The organism is Pseudomonas sp. GW456-L12, assembly GCF_059424045.1.
In genome coordinates this window covers 1-18715 of the sequence record NZ_JBWKZA010000009.1, presented here as the reverse complement: position 1 = coordinate 18715, position 18715 = coordinate 1, and the positions used below count along the sequence as shown (strand labels likewise).

Genomic DNA, 18715 nt, shown 5'->3' with positions numbered 1-18715 from the left:
CGGGTCTTTACTCCTGTGTGACCGGTATGGGCCGGTGACACAGGAGCATTCATGATGAGTCTTCTCTCGCGAGCCGCCTTGCCGGTTCTACTGCTCGGCAGCCTGCTCACAGGTTGTGCTACCCACAGCGACGGCACTGCCCCCCTCAACCAGCGTACGTGGCCAGTCTGCAGCCTGCTCGGCGGCCTGGTGGGCGGCGGCCTGGGCGCCATTGAAAGCGGTGGCTGGGCTGCGGGTGGCGCGGCACTCGGCCTGGTGACCGGCGGCTTGATCTGCTACGCCCAGGATGGTGACAAGGACGATGACGGCGTGTTCGACCGCCGTGACCGTTGCCCGGATACCCCGGCCAATACCCCGGTCGACAACCGCGGCTGCCCGTTGCCGCAATACCCGGCCGCACCGGCAGCCGAGCCGGCGGCGCAATCCGAGGTGATCACCCTCAGCGATCAGGGCGATGTGCTGTTTGCCTTCGATTCGGCAGAGCTGACCCCCGAAGCCCAAAACCAGCTGCAAGGGCTGCTGGCCAAGCTGCAGGGCGCCGACGTGCAGAGCATCAAGGTCATCGGTCACACCGACAGCCAGGGGACGGATGAATACAACCAGAAACTCTCTGAACGCCGCGCCAGCAGCGTCGTCGCCTTCCTCCTGAGCCAGGGCCTGACGCCGGACAAACTGACCAGCCAGGGCAAGGGCGAGAGCGAGCCTGTCGCCGATAATGCCACCGAAGAAGGGAGGGCGCAGAACCGCCGGGTGGAGCTGCATATTCAGCGTTGATCATCAGGCGCCAGGGCGGCTTGGCAGGGGGCGGCGGGAGAATTTTCGCCGCCCTCTGGCTTATTCCGCGCCGAAGTCGGTACTGTGCGCGCAAAGAAAAATTCGCAAAGGGGGGCATATGAAGGTGTTTTGGGGGCTGGGCAAGCTATTGACGCTGCTGTTCTGGTTGCTGGTGCTATTTAATCTGGTCAGCCCGCTGATCAATCCGATTCATCTGTTGCTCAATCTGGCAGGCAGCCTGTTGCTGCTGACCCATCTGATGGAGTTGCTGCTGTTCAACGGCAGCCTCAAAGGCCGCGCCCACCCTTGGCGCGATCGCCTGCAGATTCTCCTGACCGGCATTTTCCATCTGCAGACCTTCAAGGCGGCGAAGCCCGCGGAGGCCGGCCATGCGTAAGCTCTGCCTGCTCGCGGTACTGTGCAGCCCGCAGGTTTTGGCCCAGGTGGTGACAGTCGAGACCCACTCCCTGATGCGCCTGCCCAACACCACCAGCAGCCTGCGACTGGAACGCCTGGAAGTGGCCGACTACGGCACCTTGCTGATTCCGTCCACGGTCACCGAGGTCAAGGTCGGCGAGTTGCGCCTGGGGCGCGAAGCGCGGATCGCTATCGTTCCAGCTGAACAAAGCCTGCAACTGGACATCGACCATGCCGATCTGGAGGCCGGTAGCCAGATCACCTCCCGCGGGGCTCCGGGGACCTATGAGAAGGTGGCCAAGCCCGGACGTAACCTGACGCTGCGCATCACCTCGCTGCAGGCCGGGGAACTCTCGGTGGATGCGCGCGGTGGCACCGGTGCCCCGGGTTATGTCGGCCTCGATGGCGCCAACGGCGAGGAGCCGGGTTGCACCTGGGGCCAGGCCGGGCGTGGCGCCGATGGCGACAACGGCGGTGATGGCCAGCCGGGGGCGGCGGGTGCCCAAGTGCGGGTCGAATTGCCGCGGGATTATCCGGCGGAGCAGATCAAGGTCTTAGTCGATGGAGGGGCCGGCGGTGTGGCCGGTGCGGGCGGCAAACCCGGGGCCGGTGGCAAGTCCAAAGGCTGCTTCGTCTATCGCGCCGACGGTGGCAAGAGCGGCCGTCCTGGTGCCGAAGGCCATGCAGGGCCGGCAGGCCCCGCGGGTTCGGTAACCGTGCAACGCCTGTAGGCGGCCTTCGAACAGGCGCTGCTGACTCTGACGCTATCGCGGGCAAGCCTCGCTCCTACACGATGCTGCTGTCTGTAGGAGCGAGGCTTGCCCGCGATGCTTTTTCCGGTATCGGCTTTTAGAACATCGGCCGGGCCGCCGCGACCGCCACCAGCAACAGGCCAATGATCAGATTGATCCCCACCAATTTCCGAATATTGCCCAAGGTCGTGGCTCCCGTCGGCCAGTCCTCGGCCGCCACCGCCTGACGCAGCGCTGGCAGTTGCAACGACTGGATCCGGATAAACAGCGCGGTCATCACCACATACAGGCCCATCATCACCTGCACATAACGCGGTGCGGTCTCGAAGCCGCTGAAACGCAGGTGGATCAGGCCGACGCCGCTGATCGGCAACAGCACCACCGCGACCCAGACCCAGACGAAAAACCGTGGGAACACTTCTGCCCACAGCTTCAACCGCGCCGGCCCCTCAAGGGCCGCCACCGCCGCGGGGCGCAGCACCATCCAGGCGAAAAACATGCCGCCGACCCAGACCAGGGCGGCCAGGACATGCAGGGTGTAGGCAAGGGCAAAGGCTGTCATTCGGGTACTCCGTTCTGCGCGGGATGAATTAGCGGGGTATGATAGCGGCCGATCCGAACCACTGAAAATTTATCCAGCGTTTCTCGCGCCCGAAGAACCATGATCAGCAACGAACTCAAAACCACGATCCAGGGCGCCTACTCGCGTTTTCTCGAAGCCAAGAGCCTGAAACCGCGTTACGGCCAGCGCCTGATGATCGCCGAAGTGGCCAAGGTCCTGGGCGATGTCGACACCGATGACGAAGGCCGGCGCTCCGGCGACCCGGCCGTGGTGGCCGTGGAAGCGGGCACCGGTACCGGCAAGACCGTGGCCTACAGCCTGGCGGCGATCCCGACCGCCAAGGCCGCCGGCAAGCGCCTGGTGATCGCCACCGCCACCGTCGCCCTGCAGGAGCAGATCGTCTACAAGGATCTGCCCGACCTGATGCGCAACAGCGGGCTGAACTTCACCTTCTCCCTGGCCAAGGGCCGTGGCCGCTACATGTGCCTGTCCAAGCTCGACATGCTGCTGCAGGAAGGCCACGCGCAAACCGCCACCGCCCAGTTGTTCGAAGAAGAAGGCTTCAAGATCGAGGTCGACGAGGCCAGCCAGAAGCTGTTCACCAGCATGATCGAGAAGCTCGCCGGCAATAAATGGGACGGCGACCGCGACAGCTGGCCCACCGCCCTGGAGGACTCTGACTGGGCGCGCCTGACCACCGATCACAGCCAGTGCACCAACCGCCATTGCCCGAACTTCGGCCAGTGCGCCTTCTACAAGGCCCGCGAAGGCATGGGCAAGGTCGACGTGATCGTCACCAACCACGACATGGTCCTGGCCGACCTGGCCCTGGGCGGTGGCGCGGTGTTGCCGGACCCGCGCGACACCCTCTATGTGTTCGACGAAGGCCACCACCTGCCGGACAAGGCCATCGGCCACTTCGCCCATTACACTCGCCTGCGCTCCACCGCCGACTGGCTGGAGCAGACCGCCAAGAACCTCACCAAACTGCTGGCCCAACACCCGTTGCCGGGCGATCTGGGCAAGCTGATCGAGCAGGTGCCGGAGCTGGCGCGGGAGATCAAGACCCAGCAGCAGTTCATGTTCACCGCCTGCGAACAACTGGCCGACTTCAAGACCGGCGAAGACATGGAAGGCCGCGAGCGGCCGCGCCATCGTTTTGTCGGCGGGCTGATCCCCGACCATATGCGCGAAATGGGCATCGAGCTGAAAAAAGGCTTCTCGCGCCTGACCGACCTGTTCACCCGCCTGACCGACCTGCTCAAGGAGGGCATGGACGGCGAGGTCAATATCGGCATCGCCAGCAACCAGGCCGAAGAGTGGTACCCGCTGTTCGGCAGCCTGCTGTCCCGCGCTTCGGGCAACTGGGAACTGTGGACCGCCTTCACCACCGAAGACCCGGAAGACAACCCGCCGATGGCACGCTGGCTGACCCTGGCGGAAAGCGGCTCGCTGTTCGACATCGAGGTCAACGCCAGCCCGATCCTCGCCGCGGAGATGCTCCGTCGCAACCTGTGGAACGTGGCCTATGGCGCGCTCGTGACCTCCGCCACCCTGACTGCCCTGGGCTCCTTCGATCGTTTCCGCATGCGTGCCGGGCTGCCGAAAAAGGCCGTGACGGCGGTGGTGCCCAGCCCCTTCCATCACGCCGATGCCGGGGTGCTGCGGGTCCCCGACCTGCGCGCCGACCCACGGGATGCGCCGGCCCACACCGCGGCGATCATCCGCGACCTGCCGGAACTGGTGGAGGGCTCGCGGGGCACCCTGGTGCTGTTCTCGTCGCGCAAGCAGATGCAAGACGTGTTCGACGGCCTCGACCGCGACTGGCGCAAGCAGGTGTTCATTCAAGGCAACCTGTCGAAACAGGAAACTTTGAACAAGCACAAGGCGCGGGTCGATGGCGGCGATTCCAGCGTGCTGTTCGGCCTGGCCAGCTTTGCCGAGGGTGTGGACCTGCCCGGCGCTTACTGCGAGCACGTGGTGATCGCCAAGATCCCGTTCTCGGTGCCGGACGATCCGGTGGAGGCCGCGCTGGCAGAGTGGATCGAAACCAGGGGCGGCAATCCGTTCATGGAAATCTCGGTGCCGGACGCCTCGCTCAAGCTGGTCCAGGCCTGCGGTCGCCTGCTGCGTACCGAACAGGACCGCGGCACGATCACCCTGCTGGACCGGCGCCTGGTCACCCAGCGTTATGGCAAGGCTATTCTCAATGCGTTGCCGCCGTTCCGCCGGGAAATTTCCTGAGCGCGGCCGGCCTGTGGGCCGGTCGCGTTGTCCATTGCATATCCCTCTGATTGCACACAGGCCGCTCATCGGCCGTTAAGGAGCACCAGGTCCCTATGATTCGCCGTTCGTTACCCGCTGTCTTTGCTCTGTTGTTCGCCACGCCGCTGCTCGCCGCGCCCGCGGGGCAACAGACGCTGTTCAACTTTGTCCGGCCTGCCGATGTGGTGCAGGTGGCGACAGTGGATGCCAGCCTGCCGCAAGCCAACGCGGAGCAGACAGCCGAGGGCGAAGTGCTGCGCCGGGTGACCTTCAATCCGGCAATTCAACCCAGCCTGCGCCTGACCCCGCAGACCGGTGCCTGGGACTGGTCGCAGTCCGGGGTCATGAGCCTGCGGATCCAGAGTGCGATGAACTGGGCCCTGACCCTGTACGTGAAGATCCAGAGCAATGACGGCAAGACCCTGGTCAGTCGCATCGACCTGCCGGCCGGCCCGGCGCAGACCCTGCTGGTGCCGCTGGTTGCCAGTTCGCCGCTGAGCCAGGGCATGAAGGCCGGTCCGCCGATGCCGATGACCTTCGAAGGCCAGCGCGTACTGCTGGCCAGCAGCGAAGGCGAGCTGGACCGCAGCCAGGTGGTCTCGGTGACCTTGTCCATGGATCAACCGAAAGCCGCCCAGAGCATCCTGCTCGAACGTTTCGGCGTGCAGGACGGCGAGGCGGTGGCCAAGGCGGCCTACGGTGGTCTGGTGGATGCCTATGGCCAGTCGACCCGCGCCAAGTGGCCGGAAAAAATCTCCAGCGACGAGCAGCTCAAGGCCGCCGCGAGCAAGGAACAACAGCAACTGAAAACCTGGCTGGCCGAACGTGAGCGCGCCTCCCTGGACACCTTCGGTGGCTGGAGCAACGGACCGGCCTTCAAGGCCAGTGGTTTCTTCCGTACCGAGAAGCGCGATGGGCGCTGGTATCTGGTGACGCCCCAGGGGCATCCGTTCTATTCCCTGGGGGTCAATGCGGTCGCGGCGGACAACAGCCAGACCTACGTCGCCGGTCGTGAGTGGATGTTCGCGACACTGCCTAACGTCGGCGAGCCGCTGGCCGGTTATTACGGCGAAGGCGACAGCCGCGGCGGCAATGGCGCCGACCAGGGCCGCGCCTACAACGCCGGTCGCTGGTACGACTTCTATGGCGCCAATCTGCAGCGCACCTACGGCGTGCCTTGCACCCCGGGCAGCGAAACCAAGGCCGGTGTGGCGGATGCCGCCAAGGCCGACGCCCAGGAGGCCCAGGCCGGGCCGGGCACCGAGCCGCCAGCCGCGCCAGCTTGCCCTGCCGCGGCCCTGGACCAGAAACGCTGGGCCAGTCACACCCTGGATCGCCTGCAAGCCTGGGGTTTCAACACCATCGGCAACTGGAGCGCGCCGGCGCTGGGCCTGAACGACCGCGTGCCCTACACCTTGCCGCTGTCGATCGTCGGCGACTATGCAAGCATCAGCACCGGCACCGACTGGTGGGGCGGCATGCCCGATCCGTTCGATCCGCGTTTTGCCATGGCCACCGAGCGCGCCGTGGCCATTGCCGCCCGCGATCACCGCGACGATCCCTGGCTGACCGGCTACTTCGCCGACAACGAACTGGCCTGGGCCGGCCCCGGCGATGACCCCAAGTCGCGTTATGCCCTGGCATACGGCACGTTGCGCATGACCACCGATGTCCCGGCCAAGCGTGCGTTCCTCAAGCAACTGCGCGACAAGTACCGTAACCAGGAGGGCCTGTCGAAGGCCTGGGGCATCAACCTGAGCGCCTGGGAACTGATGGAGGACCCGGGGTTCGAGCCGCCTTTGCCTAGCCCGGAACATCCGGAGATTGAAGCTGACTTCAAATACTTCCAGAAGGTCTTTGCCGACACCTACTTCAAGACCATCTCCGATTCGCTGAAGTGGCACGCGCCGAATCATCTGCTGCTGGGTGGACGCTTCGCCATCAGCACCCCCGAGGCCGTGGCGTCCTGCGCCCAGTATTGCGATGTGTTGAGTTTCAACATGTACACCCTCAAGCCACAGGACGGTTACGACTTTGCCCGGCTGAACACGCTGGACAAGCCGGTCCTGATCACCGAGTTCAACTTCGGCTCCCGGGATCGCGGCCCATTCTGGGGTGGTGTGACCGAGCTGGTGCGGGAGGAGGATCGCGGCCCGGCCTATGCCCAATTCCTCAAGCAGGCGCTGAACGAGCCGTCGATTGTCGGCGTGCACTGGTTCCAGTACCTCGATCAACCGGTCACCGGCCGTCTGCTGGACGGCGAGAACGGCCATTTCGGCCTGGTGGGCATCACCGATGTGCCATTCCAGGGTTTTGTCGACAGCGTGCGCAAGAGCAACCTGCAGGCCCTTGAGCAGTTGGGCAAGGAAGCCGGGAAGGCCAAGGCAGAGGCCGACAAGACCGCTGATCATGCCGATGGTGGCAAGCCGGGCCATGATGGCAAGGGCGCAGGGCAGGGCGGTGGCCATGCGGGTGGTCATTCGGCGAATGGCCATTGATCGCTGAGCCAGGCCTTTAGGGTACGGCTTCCCTCGTGCGGGCCGGTCCGCCTCTGCAGTCACTCGTAGGGGCTGGCCGGCCCGCGCTGTGTTCAATGTCCGTCGATTTTCTGAACAATTCTTCCGGTGGATCGCCACCGAGCTCGCTTCTGTTCCCAAAACCCTCAAGGGCTGGAACAATGCGCACCACTTTGTAGAGCATGGTCTGGGGGAGTCACGGGTGCAGATTCAGGGTCATTACGAGCTTAAATTCGAGGCGGTGCGCGAAGCCTTCGCGGCACTCTTCGAGGATCCCCAGGAGCGCGGCGCGGCGTTGTGCATTCAGATCGGCGGGGAAACCGTGCTCGACCTCTGGGCCGGCACCGCCGACAAGGACGGCAGCGAGGCCTGGCACAGCGATACCATCGCCAACCTGTTTTCCTGCACCAAGACCTTTACCGCGGTCACCGCCCTGCAACTGGTGGCCGAAGGCAAGTTGCAACTGGACGCGCCAGTTGCCCGGTATTGGCCTGAGTTCGCCGCGGCCGGCAAGGAAGCGATCACCCTGCGGCAGTTGCTCTGCCATCAGGCCGGGCTGCCGGCCTTGCGTGAGCTGTTGGCGCCGGAAGCGCTCTACGACTGGCAAACCATGGTCGATGCCCTCGCGGCGGAGGCTCCTTGGTGGACTCCGGGTGAAGGTCATGGTTATGCGGCCATTACCTACGGCTGGCTGGTGGGTGAGCTGCTGCGGCGGGCTGACGGGCGTGGTCCCGGCGAGTCCATCGTGGCACGGGTCGCCAGGCCGCTGGGGCTGGACTTCCATGTCGGCCTGGCGGACGAGGAGTTTTACCGCGTGGCGCATATCGCCCGGGGCAAGGGCAACGTCGGCGACGCGGCCGCGCAGCGCCTGCTGCAAGTGACCATGCGCGAACCCACGGCCATGACCACACGGGCGTTCACCAACCCGCCGTCGATCATGACCAGTACCAACAAGCCGGAATGGCGGCGCATGCAACAGCCAGCGGCCAATGGCCATGGCAATGCCCGCAGCCTGGCCGGGTTCTACAGCGGCCTGCTCGATGGCAGCCTGCTGGAAGCGGACATGCTCGAAGAGCTGACGCGCGAACACAGCGTCGGCATGGACAAGACCCTGTTGACCCAGACCCGTTTCGGCCTGGGTTGCATGCTTGACCAGCCGCAGGTGGCCAACGCGACCTTCGGTCTCGGCCCACGCGCCTTCGGCCATCCGGGAGCGGGTGGCTCCATCGGTTTTGCCGATCCTGAGTACGATGTGGCCTTCGGTTTTGTCACCAATACCCTGGGGCCGTACGTGCTGATGGATCCAAGAGCGCAGAAGTTGGTGAGGGTTCTGTCGGATTGTCTGTAAAAAAGTTGCTGTCAGGATTTTTTTTGCCTAAACATGAGTAAAGGCATCAGAAAGGAACCCTGTGGCTTTTATACTTTCAAAGCGTCTGTTTGTACGGTTCGTAGAGACCGTAATTTTTGATCTCATTTTGTGGATATCCCATGTCGTCGAACAAGTCTTTAGCCTTGGCTCTTTGCCTCACTGTCACCGGTTGTGCACAAACTCCACAAAATGACGCAGAAGGTGGGCATTGGTGGTCCTTCGGTTCCGATAAGGCCGCCAGCAAGGAAGCGGTGCAACCGGCAGCAAAAGCAGCTGCCAACGAGGTTTCCGCGGCCAAGTCCGCCGCCACATCCACCGCCAAGTCCGCGACCGCTCCTGCAGCGGCCAAGGTCGAAAACGCAACCGCGACCGCTTCCGCCGCTGCTCCGGCCGCCAAGGCCGAGACCACCAACTGGTGGTGGCCGTTCCCTTCCAAGGACACGAGCAAAGACGCAGTCAAAGAGCCAGTAGCCGACGCCAAGGCCAAGGCGGATGCCGTGACAGCGGCTCCGAAGGTCGCCAAGACCGAGACCGGCAACTGGTGGTGGCCTTTCAATCAGCAGCCCACGTCTCCGACCAAGGCAGATGTTAAAGACATCCCGATGCCGGATCCAAAAATCACCCAGGCCTGGCTGGACGACTACGAGCCGCGCCTGCGTGAAGCCATTAAGGACAGCCGCCTGCAACTGGAGCGTCGCGAGAACACCCTGGTGGTGACCGCCCCGGTCGACGGCTCGTTCAACCCGGATCGCCCGGCCATGTTGCTGCCGGTCACCCTGAGCCCGTTCACCCGCGTGGCCAAGGCCGTGGGTACCGACGCCAAGACTTCCGTGCTGGTACTGGGCCATGCCGACACCACCGGTGCCGCGGCGGTCAACCAGAAGCTGAGCCGTGACCGTGCGCAGTCCGTCGCCGCGATTTTCAGCCTCACTGGCCTGAAGCGCGATCGCCTGATGCTGCGTGGCATGGGTTCGGTGATGCCTCGTGCGGCCAACGACAGCGCCGAAGGGCGTGCGCTGAACCGTCGCGTGGAAATCATCGTCACCCAGCGCAGCACCATGCTGGCCCTGCTGAGCAAGTACAACCAGCCGACTCCATCCGAGGCTGAACTGGTTGCCGTGCAGGATGTGAAACCAGTCGTTCCTGCTGCTTCCTCGAAGAAAGCCGTCGCCGCGAAGAAAGCCGCTCCGGCGAAAAAAGCCCCAGCCAAGAAGCCTGTAGCGAAGAAAGAAACCGCCAAGAAAACCACCACTGCCAAGGCTCCAGCCAAGGCAGCGACCGAACAGGCGAAGAACTGATTCATCAGGCATCGGGCAAAAGGAACCTGCAATGACCCAGGGACTGGCGGACATGCGCCGCGACTACACCCGTGACGGACTGACCGAAGCCCAGGCTCCGGTCGAGCCCTTCACGCTGTTTCACCGGTGGTTCGCGGAGGCGGTGAAAACCGAGCAGCCGCCGGTCGAGGCCAATGCGATGACCCTGGCAACCGTTGACGAAGAGGGGCGCCCCCATTGCCGCATCCTGCTGCTCAAGGGGCTGGATGCGCAGGGGTTCACCTTTTTCACCAACTACGACAGCGCCAAGGGGCAGCAACTGGCCGCACGGCCTTTTGCCGCCATGACCTTCTTCTGGCCAGCCCTGGAGCGTCAGGTGCGTATAGAAGGGCGGGTGGTCAAGGTCACCGCCGAGGAGTCCGATGCCTACTTCCAGGTCCGCCCGCTGGGCAGCCGCCTGGGTGCCTGGGCATCGCCGCAGAGCCAGGTGATCGCCGATCGCCAGGAGCTGGAAGCCTTGCTCAAGAACACCGAGGAGCGCTTCAGCGATACCCAGCCCCATTGCCCCGAGCACTGGGGTGGTTATCGCCTGTTACCGGAGCGCATCGAGTTCTGGCAAGGGCGCGCCAGCCGTTTGCACGATCGTTTGAACTACCGCCTGCAAGGTGCCGACTGGGTGCGTGAGCGCCTGGCCCCCTGAACCAGGAATCAGGTCATTCGCCGGGATAACCGGCCGCGGCGGCTTCAAGCCACTGTGGCAGGTCCCGGCGTTTTACTTTCTGGCGATGGGCATTCGCCAGTTGTTGCAGCATGAAGGATTTCTTCTTCTCGTCCCCGCCGGCCAGCGACAGCGCCAGGTCCCGGTCCATCCAGCGCTTGATCCGTACATACAGCCACCAATGGAAGTACAGGCCGGCAACGGTGGTCACGACGATGATGAAGTAATCCATGGAAAATCCTTTGGCCGGTGGCGCAACTCGGGAAATAAGCGCTACCGTGTGAAGAGTTTTTTATATTCAAGCAGTCTGTACTGCTGCTGAATGGAACACATTTTATCCGGGCGACGCCGTGACAGGCGTCAAGCTGCGGAGTTTAATGATTATCTGTCCTTTGGAGTTGATCCTATGCGTAAGTCTGTTTTGCTGGTTGCTTCCTTTTCCACGATGGCCATGTTGCTCACCGGTTGCCAATCCAATCTGTCCGGTGACTCTTACTCCCGTGACGAGGCGCGTCGCGTACAGACCGTTCGCATGGGCACCATCGAATCCCTGCGCCCGGTGAAAATCGAAGGCACCAAGACCCCGATCGGCGGCCTCGCCGGCGCAGCGGTCGGCGGCGTTGGCGGTAGCGCCATCGGCGGCGGCAAAGGCAGCATCGTGGCGGCGGTCATCGGTGCGGTGGCGGGCGGCCTGATCGGTTCCGCCACCGAGGAAGGCCTGACCCGTACCCAGGGCGTGGAAATCACCGTGCGTGAAGACGACGGCAGCATGCGTGCCTATGTACAACAAGTTGAACAAAACGAAGTGTTCCGCGTTGGCGAGCGCGTACGCATCATGAGCGTCAACGGCACCAGCCGTGTCGCCCACTAAGCGTTAACCGCGACAAAACAAAACCCCGGCCAGGCAACTGGTCGGGGTTTTGTGTTTTCAGCCCTGGCAACGCCGGCGGTTATGCCGGCAGTTGTGGGTTCTTGCGGCTGGCCGCGGCCGTCACCGCGTAGCCGATCAGGGCGGCGAAGAGCGAGCCGGTGAGGATGCCCATGCGGTCCATGCCGGCGTATTCGCTGCTGCCGGGCACAAAGGCCAGGGAACCCACGAACAGACTCATGGTGAAGCCGATCCCGCAGAGGATCGCCACGCCCAGCACCTGGCCCCAGTTGGCGCCGGCGGGGAGGGCGGCCAGCCCCATCTTCACCGCCAGCCAGGTCAGGCCGAATACGCCGACGGTCTTGCCCAGCAGCAGGCCGATGGCGATGCCCATGGGCACATAGTGGGTGAAGCTTTCCACGGTGATGCCCTGCAGCGACAGGCCGGCATTGGCGAAGGCGAACAGCGGCAGGATGCCGTAGGCGACCCACGGATGCAGCGCATGTTCCAGGCTCAGCAGCGGCGAAGGCTCGGCATTGCGGGTGCGCAGCGGGATACAGAACGCCAGGGTCACGCCGGCCAGGGTCGCGTGGACGCCACTCTTGAGCACGCAGACCCAGAGGATCAGGCCGATGATCATATACGGCCCGAGCTTGACCACCCCCAGGCGGTTCATCGCCACCAGCGCCGCGAGGCAGGCAGCCGCGAGTACCAGCGACAGGGTCGACAGGGCGCCGGAGTAGAAAATCGCGATGACGATGATGGCCCCCAGGTCGTCGATGATCGCCAGCGTCATCAGGAACAGCTTCAGCGACACCGGAACCTGCTTGCCCAGCAGGGCTAGCACTCCGAGGGCGAAGGCGATGTCGGTGGCCATGGGGATCGCCCAGCCGCTGAGCGCCGGCGGGTTGTCCTTGTTGAGGAACCAGTAGATCAGCGCCGGCACCACCATGCCGCCGATGGCGGCGGCGCCCGGCAGGACGATCTGCGAAGGCTTGGACAGGTGGCCGTCGAGGAGCTCGCGCTTGACCTCCAGGCCGATCAGCAGGAAGAACATGGCCATCAGGCCGTCGTTGATCCACAGCAGCAGCGGCTTGGCGATTTTCAGGGCGCCGATCTGGGCGACCACGGGAGTGTCCAGCAGGCCGTTGTACAGCCAGGACAGCGGTGAGTTGTTGATGATCAGGGCAAGCACGGCAGCGGCAATCAATAACAGACCGCTGGCAGCTTCCAACTGAAAGAAACGCGTGAAAGTGCTACGCAGAGGCAAGGTCGCTCTCCATCAGAAAACTAAAAAGGTGGCACACCCTAACCCGTACTGTTAGTTGTTAAAACAAAAGTTATATTCTTTTTTGTTATATGTAGCAGGGCAGCGGCCTGCTGGAAAACCAGCCTAGCAGTTGTGTATCCAATTGATTCAAAACTGTACCTGTGAGCGACCGGGGATGTTTCCTAACATGTCCGGCCCCAGCCCGACGGGCCGGGGACTTTTGCCTGTTGCAACGCCTGATTTTCCTTGTGCCTGGATCGCCTATGCTGGGTGCACTTCATCTTTCTGCGTCCTGTGTGGCGTTCGAGCCAACGAGAAAACACCATGAGCGACAACCGTCAGTGGGCCCGCGAGGCCATCCGGATCATCGAAGCCGACTTCCAGCGCAGCGCCGACACCCACCTGATCCCCTTGCCCCTGCCGGGCCTGCCGGGCATCGAGCTGTATTTCAAGGACGAGTCCAGCCATCCCACCGGCAGCCTCAAGCATCGCCTGGCGCGTTCGTTGTTCCTCTATGCGTTGTGTAACGGCTGGCTCAAGCCCGGGGCGCCGGTGATCGAGGCGTCCAGTGGTTCGACGGCGATTTCCGAGGCCTATTTCGCGCGCCTGCTGGGTTTGCCGTTCATTGCGGTGATGCCGGCCACCACGTCCCAGGAAAAGATCGCGCAGATCGCCTTCTACGGCGGCAAGAGCCACCTGGTGCAGGACCCGACGCAGATTTACGCCGAGTCGGAGCGCCTGGCCCGGGAGGGCTGCGGGCATTTCATGGACCAGTTCACCTACGCTGAGCGCGCTACCGACTGGCGGGCGAACAACAACATCGCCGAGTCGATCTTCCAGCAGCTGCGCTTCGAGCGTTACCCGGAGCCCAAATGGCTGATCTCCAGCCCGGGTACCGGCGGCACCACCGCTACCCTGGGGCGTTATGTGCGGTATCGCCAGCATTGCACCCGGGTACTCTGCGCCGACGCCGAGCGTTCGGTGTTCTTCGATTACTACCAGAGCGGTGATGCCAGCCTGCGCCTGGATTGCGGTTCGCGCATCGAAGGGATCGGCCGGCCACGGGTCGAGGCGTCGTTCCTGCCCAAGGTGATCGATGCCATGGTCAAGGTGCCGGATGCCCTGTCGCTGGCGGCCATGCATTACCTGGCGCAGCGCCTGGGGCGGCGGGTGGGCGGTTCCAGCGGTACCAATCTGATCGGCGCGCTGATGGCGGCGCAGCAGATGAAACAGGCCGGGGAGAGTGGCTCGATCGTCGCCATCCTGTGTGACGGTGGCGAGCGTTATGCGACCACCTATTACGATCAGGACTGGCTGGCCGCTCAGGGCTACGAATTGAGTGAGTTGATCGAGAGCGTGGCGGCGAGTGTGGAACGTGGCGAGGCGTTGCCGGCCAGCGTATTGCGCGCCGGCATCTGAGGTCGCAAGCCCGCCCTTGCAGGAGCGAGCTTGCTCGCGAAAAACGTCAAGACAACGCAGTGTTTCAGACGCTCCGCGTTATCGTTGGCCTCCATCGCGAGCAAGCTGGCTCCTACAGGGGGGGGCTACCCCTGGAGGTTTTTTACGCCTCGATCCCGAGGATATTGCGCGCCACCGCTTCGGCGATGCGGATCCCGTCGACACCGGCCGACAGAATGCCGCCGGCATAACCGGCGCCTTCACCGGCCGGGTACAGGCCTTTCACGTTCAGGCTCTGCATCGATTCGTCGCGGGTAAGGCGCAGCGGCGACGAGGTGCGGGTCTCGATCCCGGTCAGCACCGCATCGTGCAGGGAGTAACCCTTGATCTGCCGCTCGAAGGCCGGCAGCGCTTCGCGGATCGCCTCGATGGCGAAGTCCGGTAGGGCCAGGGCCAGGTCACCCAGGGCGACGCCCGGCTTGTAGGATGGCTCGACGCTGCCCAGGGCGGTGGACGGCTTGCCGGCAATGAAGTCGCCGACCAGTTGCGCCGGGGCTTCGTAGTTGCTGCCACCGAGCACGAAGGCGTGGGATTCCAGGCGTTCCTGCAATTCGATACCGGCCAACGGGCCGCCCGGGTAATCCACTTCCGGGGTGATGCCGACCACGATGCCGGAGTTGGCGTTGCGCTCGTTACGTGAGTACTGGCTCATGCCGTTGGTGACCACGCGGTTCGGCTCGGAGGTCGCCGCCACCACGGTGCCGCCCGGGCACATGCAGAAGCTGTAGACCGAACGGCCGTTCTTCGCGTGGTGCACCAGCTTGTAGTCGGCGGCGCCGAGCTTCGGGTGACCGGCGTACTTGCCCAGGCGCGCGCTGTCGATCAGCGACTGCGGGTGTTCGATGCGGAAACCCACGGAGAACGGCTTGGCCTCCATGTACACGCCACGGCCGTGGAGCATGCGGAAGGTGTCGCGGGCGCTGTGGCCGAGGGCCAGGATCACGTGTTTCGAGTGAATCTGTTCGCCGCTGTTGAGCTCGACGCCGACCAGCTGGCCGTCTTCGATCAGTACGTCGGTCACTCGTTGCTCGAAGCGCACTTCACCGCCCAGGGCGATGATCTGCTGGCGCATATTCTCGACCACGCCGGTCAGGCGGAAGGTGCCGATATGCGGCTTGCTGACGTAGAGGATCTCTTCCGGCGCGCCGGCCTTGACGAACTCGTGGAGGACCTTGCGGCCGTGGTGTTTCGGGTCCTTGATCTGGCTGTACAGCTTGCCGTCGGAGAAGGTCCCCGCGCCGCCTTCGCCGAATTGCACGTTGGATTCCGGGTTGAGCACGCTTTTGCGCCACAGGCCCCAGGTGTCCTTGGTGCGCTGGCGCACTTCCTTGCCGCGCTCGAGGATGATCGGCTTGAAACCCATCTGCGCCAGCAGCAGGCCTGCGAAAATCCCGCAGGGGCCGAAACCCACCACGATCGGGCGCTGTTCCAGGTCGGCGGGCGCCTGGCCGACGACTTTATAGCTGACATCCGGCGCCGGGTTGACGTTACGGTCGTCGGCGAACTTGTGCAGCAGCCTGGCCTCGTCGCGCACGTTCAGATCGAGGGTGTAGATGAAGCACAGCTCGGACGACTTCTTGCGCGCGTCGTAGCTGCGCTTGAACAGGGTGAAGTCGAGCAGGTCCTCGCTGGCGATGCCCAGGCGCTGCAGGATGGCAGGGCGCAGGTCTTCATCGGGATGGTCGATCGGCAGCTTGAGTTCGGTGATTCGTAACATGACAGGGTCCGGTTCGCGGGACGCACCAATGCGTCAGGGCGGTTTTACAAACCGGCGATTATAAGCCGCAAAGCCCGGACCCCGTGAGGTTAAAACGGTTGCCCGTCGCCTCAGTCGCTGCGCGAGCCGCCGAAATAGGCGCAACCGCGCTGGACCTGGCCATCGACCCGCAGTTCCGCCGTCAGGTGCTGCACGCTGCCGGTCTTGCTGTCCACGCAGCGCTGCGGCGCGACCCAGAGTTCGACGTGGCGGTTGTTGGCTTCGCTGCTGAGGTTGAAACGGCCGTCGCCCAGTTGCTCTTCCAGGTAGGGCAACGCCAGCGCCGGCTGGCCGGCGCGTTCGATGCGCATGCCCTTGGCGCTGACGTCGACGTTCCAGTCCGGGGCCTTGCCACTGGCCCGCAGGATCAGGCGCGGGAAGTCGGGATCGCTGCAGGCGTCGTTCGAGCGTTCGACGCGGTACAGCTGGCTCAGCGCCACTTCACTGTCGGCGCCGCCGGACTTGCTCGGGGAGAAATGCCCGCGCAGGTCGGCGAACAGCGTGCCCTGCTGGTCGGCCAGGCTGGCGGCTTCCTGGAGGATGCTGGTACCGCCGTTGTCCTTGACCACATAACGCTGCTCGCCGACGCAGGGCTTGAACAGCAACTGGCCGTCGGCGGCGGTCAGCGTGCCCTGCATGCGGGTCTGGCCGGCCTGGGACTGCGTCCGGGACTGGCCATCGAACACCGACAGCATCTGGCAACCGGCAAACAGGGGGAGCAGGGCAATACAAACAAGGGAACGGGCGGCACGCATCGTCGGGTCTCCAATCAAGTGCCGCCACGTTACGCAGCCTGACCGTTCATCACAACCCTGGATCCACTCATGTCTCTGTAGGAGCCAGGCTTGTCGGCGATCCAGGCGCTGCGGTATGCCGGGTGCAGCGTTATCGCGAGCAAGCTGCGCTCCTGCAGAGGCGTGGGTCAGCCGACGATATAGGTCTGGCCAGTCTGCAGGCCTTCCACGCTCTTGGCGTAGGCCAGCGCCACATCGGCGCCGGGAACCGGTTTGTAGCCACGGAAATACGGGGCGTAGCTGTCCATGGCTTCTTCCAGCACGGTCGGGCTCACCGAGTTCACCCGCAGGCCGCGTGGCAGTTCGATAGCGGCGGCGCGGACGAAGCCGTCGATGGCGCCGTTGACCAGGGCCGCCGAGGCGCCGCTACGGATCGGGTCGCGGTTGAGGATGCCGGAGGTGAAGGTGAACGAGGCGCCATCGTTGGCGAACTCGCGGCCGATCAGCAGCAGGTTGACCTGGCCCATCAGCTTGTCCTGCAGGCCCAGGGCGAAGTGCTGGGCGCTCATCTCGCCCAGCGGCGCGAAGGTGACATTGCCCGCGGCGCAGATCAGCGCGTCGAATGTGCCGGTTTGCTCGAAGAGTGCGCGGATCGAGGTGCTGTCGCTGATATCCACCTGGAAATCACCGCTGGTGCGGCCGATGCGGATGACTTCATGACGTTGCGACAGCTCTTTGTCGACGGCCGAACCAATGGTGCCGTTGGCGCCGATCAGAAGAATTTTCATGGGGTTGTTCCTCGCGTGGGTTGAACGAGGTTGCAGTCTAGTGCTGGTTTTTCCTGTTGATTAGCGCGCTAATAGGCAATCTTTGGTTTTCAAATGGAAACAATCCATGAGCGAGATGGATGACCTGGCGGCGTTCGCCGTACTGATCGAGGCAGGCAGTTTTACCCTGGCCGCCCAGCAACTGGGGTGCAGCAAGGGGCAATTGTCCAAGCGCATCAGCGCCCTGGAGACGCAGTTCGCGGTGGTGCTGTTGCAGCGCACCACACGGCGCTTGAGCCTGACCGCGGCGGGCGCCGCCTTGTTGCCCCAGGCCCAGGCGCTGCTGGTTCAGGTCGAGCGGGCGCGCCAGGCGCTGGCGCGGCTCAAGGACGACATGGCCGGGCCGGTGCGGCTGACGGTGCCGGTGTCCCTGGGCGAGACCTTCTTCGAAGGCCTGCTGCTGGAGTTTTCCCGGCAGTACCCCGAGGTGCAGATCGAGCTGGAGCTGAACAACAACTACCGCGATCTGTCCCGGGACGGTTTCGACCTGGCGATCCGTTCGGAAGTGGCCAATGACCAACGACTGGTGGCCAGGCCGCTGCTGGCCTGGCACGAGATGACCTGTGCCAGCCCGGTTTACCTGGAACAGTATGGCGAGCCACAGGCGCCCAGGGACCTGGCCGAGCATCGCTGCCTGCTCAACAGCCATTACAGCGGCCGTGAGGAGTGGCTCTATCACCAGCAACACGAACTGTTTCGGGTACGGGTTTCGGGACCTTTCGCCAGCAATCACTACAACCTGCTGAAAAAGGCCGCGCTGGTGGGGGCGGGGATCGCCCGGCTACCGTCCTACCTGCTGCAGGCGGAACTGGCCGACGGGCGTTTGCGCGGGCTGCTGCGCGACTACCAGACCCGCAGCATGCCGATGTACCTGGTGCATCCGTATCAGGGCGGGTTGCCCAGGCGCACCCAGGTTCTGGCCGATTACCTGATCGGCTGGTTCAAGCGCAGCGGCGAAGCGCTGGATCGCCTGTAACCGTCAACCTCCACGCCACACTGCTTCTGTAGGAGCGAAGCTTGCTCGCGATGGCGCCGCCGCGGACTGTCTGAAAAACCGCGTTATCGTTCATCGCGCGCAAGCTTGAGCTGGTCAAGTAATCCTGGACACCGTTTACGGTGCTTATGCCGCTTTTTGCTCCATAGCTATTGGCG

17 protein-coding genes are annotated in these 18715 nt (G+C 64.0%); 11 read left to right on the top strand and 6 right to left on the bottom strand.

Annotation, left to right across the window (positions count from 1 at the left end; all coding sequences use genetic code 11):
- Positions 1-54 precede the first annotated feature (54 nt).
- The 3 genes from AC07Y9_RS13765 to AC07Y9_RS13755 all read left to right on the top strand — a co-directional run bounded on the left by AC07Y9_RS13765 (position 55) and on the right by AC07Y9_RS13755 (position 1922).
- Positions 55-774, top strand: a complete 720-nt coding sequence (locus AC07Y9_RS13765; protein ID WP_102680005.1) for a PA1041 family peptidoglycan-binding anchor lipoprotein — start codon at positions 55-57, stop codon at positions 772-774.
- Between the two features lie 118 nt (positions 775-892).
- Entirely contained in the window at positions 893-1171 is a 279-nt protein-coding gene (locus tag AC07Y9_RS13760) for a DUF1145 domain-containing protein (RefSeq protein ID WP_007923058.1), read from the top strand.
- The gene (locus AC07Y9_RS13755; protein WP_087089241.1) at positions 1164-1922 is read left to right on the top strand and encodes a hypothetical protein; all 759 of its coding nucleotides are present in this window, start codon (positions 1164-1166) and stop codon (positions 1920-1922) included. The genes AC07Y9_RS13760 and AC07Y9_RS13755 overlap by 8 nt, the downstream gene beginning before the upstream one ends.
- A gap of 118 nt (positions 1923-2040) precedes the next feature.
- Here AC07Y9_RS13755 and AC07Y9_RS13750 read toward each other — a convergent pair whose 3' ends face one another.
- Positions 2041-2505 carry a CopD family protein gene (locus AC07Y9_RS13750; protein ID WP_087089239.1) on the bottom strand — a complete coding sequence of 155 codons (465 nt, stop codon included), beginning with the start codon at positions 2503-2505 and terminating at the stop codon, positions 2041-2043.
- A gap of 99 nt (positions 2506-2604) precedes the next feature.
- On the opposite strand from AC07Y9_RS13750, the gene dinG reads away from it, so the two are divergent.
- From dinG to pdxH, 5 genes are all read left to right on the top strand, one after another.
- The gene (gene dinG, locus AC07Y9_RS13745; protein ID WP_102680004.1) at positions 2605-4749 is read left to right on the top strand and encodes an ATP-dependent DNA helicase DinG; all 2145 of its coding nucleotides are present in this window, start codon (positions 2605-2607) and stop codon (positions 4747-4749) included.
- Between the two features lie 95 nt (positions 4750-4844).
- A complete protein-coding gene (locus tag AC07Y9_RS13740; protein WP_102680003.1) occupies positions 4845-7268 on the top strand; it encodes a beta-galactosidase in 2424 nt (807 codons plus the stop codon).
- Positions 7269-7488: 220 nt separating this feature from the next.
- Positions 7489-8634 (top strand): EstA family serine hydrolase, encoded by a 1146-nt coding sequence (locus tag AC07Y9_RS13735; RefSeq protein WP_009042473.1) that lies wholly within the window; start codon positions 7489-7491, stop codon positions 8632-8634.
- Between the two features lie 140 nt (positions 8635-8774).
- A complete protein-coding gene (locus tag AC07Y9_RS13730) occupies positions 8775-9953 on the top strand; it encodes an OmpA family protein (RefSeq protein ID WP_102680002.1) in 1179 nt (392 codons plus the stop codon).
- Between the two features lie 31 nt (positions 9954-9984).
- The gene (gene pdxH, locus AC07Y9_RS13725; protein ID WP_007923081.1) at positions 9985-10632 is read left to right on the top strand and encodes a pyridoxamine 5'-phosphate oxidase; all 648 of its coding nucleotides are present in this window, start codon (positions 9985-9987) and stop codon (positions 10630-10632) included.
- A gap of 13 nt (positions 10633-10645) precedes the next feature.
- Here pdxH and AC07Y9_RS13720 read toward each other — a convergent pair whose 3' ends face one another.
- Entirely contained in the window at positions 10646-10882 is a 237-nt protein-coding gene (locus AC07Y9_RS13720; RefSeq protein WP_009047374.1) for a hypothetical protein, read from the bottom strand.
- A 174-nt stretch (positions 10883-11056) separates the two neighbouring features.
- On the opposite strand from AC07Y9_RS13720, the gene AC07Y9_RS13715 reads away from it, so the two are divergent.
- On the top strand, positions 11057-11521 hold the full coding sequence (locus AC07Y9_RS13715; RefSeq protein WP_007923357.1) for an outer membrane lipoprotein: 465 nt from the start codon (positions 11057-11059) through the stop codon (positions 11519-11521).
- 79 nt (positions 11522-11600) lie between these two features.
- Here the strand turns inward: AC07Y9_RS13715 and nhaA are convergent, their stop codons facing one another.
- Entirely contained in the window at positions 11601-12788 is a 1188-nt protein-coding gene (gene nhaA, locus AC07Y9_RS13710) for a Na+/H+ antiporter NhaA (RefSeq protein ID WP_102680001.1), read from the bottom strand.
- 324 nt (positions 12789-13112) lie between these two features.
- Between nhaA and AC07Y9_RS13705 the strand changes: the two genes are divergently transcribed.
- Positions 13113-14207: a PLP-dependent cysteine synthase family protein gene (locus AC07Y9_RS13705; protein ID WP_102680000.1), complete on the top strand. Its 1095-nt coding sequence runs from the start codon at positions 13113-13115 to the stop codon at positions 14205-14207.
- Positions 14208-14349: 142 nt separating this feature from the next.
- On the opposite strand, the gene AC07Y9_RS13700 is transcribed toward AC07Y9_RS13705, so the two are convergent.
- From AC07Y9_RS13700 to AC07Y9_RS13690, 3 genes are all read right to left on the bottom strand, one after another.
- Positions 14350-15963, bottom strand: coding sequence for an NAD(P)/FAD-dependent oxidoreductase (locus AC07Y9_RS13700; protein ID WP_102679998.1), 1614 nt, complete (start codon positions 15961-15963; stop codon positions 14350-14352).
- 110 nt (positions 15964-16073) lie between these two features.
- Positions 16074-16757 (bottom strand): COG3650 family protein, encoded by a 684-nt coding sequence (locus AC07Y9_RS13695; RefSeq protein ID WP_009042479.1) that lies wholly within the window; start codon positions 16755-16757, stop codon positions 16074-16076.
- A 167-nt stretch (positions 16758-16924) separates the two neighbouring features.
- Positions 16925-17524: a short chain dehydrogenase gene (locus tag AC07Y9_RS13690; protein WP_102679997.1), complete on the bottom strand. Its 600-nt coding sequence runs from the start codon at positions 17522-17524 to the stop codon at positions 16925-16927.
- A 106-nt stretch (positions 17525-17630) separates the two neighbouring features.
- Here AC07Y9_RS13690 and AC07Y9_RS13685 point away from each other — a divergent pair, with 106 nt between their 5' ends.
- Complete coding sequence (locus AC07Y9_RS13685) at positions 17631-18539, top strand: LysR family transcriptional regulator (protein WP_007923341.1); 909 nt, start codon at positions 17631-17633, stop codon at positions 18537-18539.
- Positions 18540-18715 lie beyond the last annotated feature (176 nt).

Coding starts and splice junctions, on each gene's coding strand:
- AC07Y9_RS13685 (WP_007923341.1), top strand. CDS start 17,631: ATGAGCGAGATGGATGACCTGGCGGCGTTCGCCGTACTGATCGAGGCA.
- AC07Y9_RS13715 (WP_007923357.1), top strand. CDS start 11,057: ATGCGTAAGTCTGTTTTGCTGGTTGCTTCCTTTTCCACGATGGCCATG.
- pdxH (WP_007923081.1), top strand. CDS start 9,985: ATGACCCAGGGACTGGCGGACATGCGCCGCGACTACACCCGTGACGGA.
- AC07Y9_RS13690 (WP_102679997.1), bottom strand. CDS start 17,524: ATGAAAATTCTTCTGATCGGCGCCAACGGCACCATTGGTTCGGCCGTC.
- AC07Y9_RS13740 (WP_102680003.1), top strand. CDS start 4,845: ATGATTCGCCGTTCGTTACCCGCTGTCTTTGCTCTGTTGTTCGCCACG.
- dinG (WP_102680004.1), top strand. CDS start 2,605: ATGATCAGCAACGAACTCAAAACCACGATCCAGGGCGCCTACTCGCGT.
- AC07Y9_RS13700 (WP_102679998.1), bottom strand. CDS start 15,963: ATGTTACGAATCACCGAACTCAAGCTGCCGATCGACCATCCCGATGAA.
- AC07Y9_RS13755 (WP_087089241.1), top strand. CDS start 1,164: ATGCGTAAGCTCTGCCTGCTCGCGGTACTGTGCAGCCCGCAGGTTTTG.
- AC07Y9_RS13750 (WP_087089239.1), bottom strand. CDS start 2,505: ATGACAGCCTTTGCCCTTGCCTACACCCTGCATGTCCTGGCCGCCCTG.
- AC07Y9_RS13765 (WP_102680005.1), top strand. CDS start 55: ATGAGTCTTCTCTCGCGAGCCGCCTTGCCGGTTCTACTGCTCGGCAGC.
- AC07Y9_RS13760 (WP_007923058.1), top strand. CDS start 893: ATGAAGGTGTTTTGGGGGCTGGGCAAGCTATTGACGCTGCTGTTCTGG.
- AC07Y9_RS13705 (WP_102680000.1), top strand. CDS start 13,113: ATGAGCGACAACCGTCAGTGGGCCCGCGAGGCCATCCGGATCATCGAA.
- AC07Y9_RS13695 (WP_009042479.1), bottom strand. CDS start 16,757: ATGCGTGCCGCCCGTTCCCTTGTTTGTATTGCCCTGCTCCCCCTGTTT.
- AC07Y9_RS13730 (WP_102680002.1), top strand. CDS start 8,775: ATGTCGTCGAACAAGTCTTTAGCCTTGGCTCTTTGCCTCACTGTCACC.
- AC07Y9_RS13720 (WP_009047374.1), bottom strand. CDS start 10,882: ATGGATTACTTCATCATCGTCGTGACCACCGTTGCCGGCCTGTACTTC.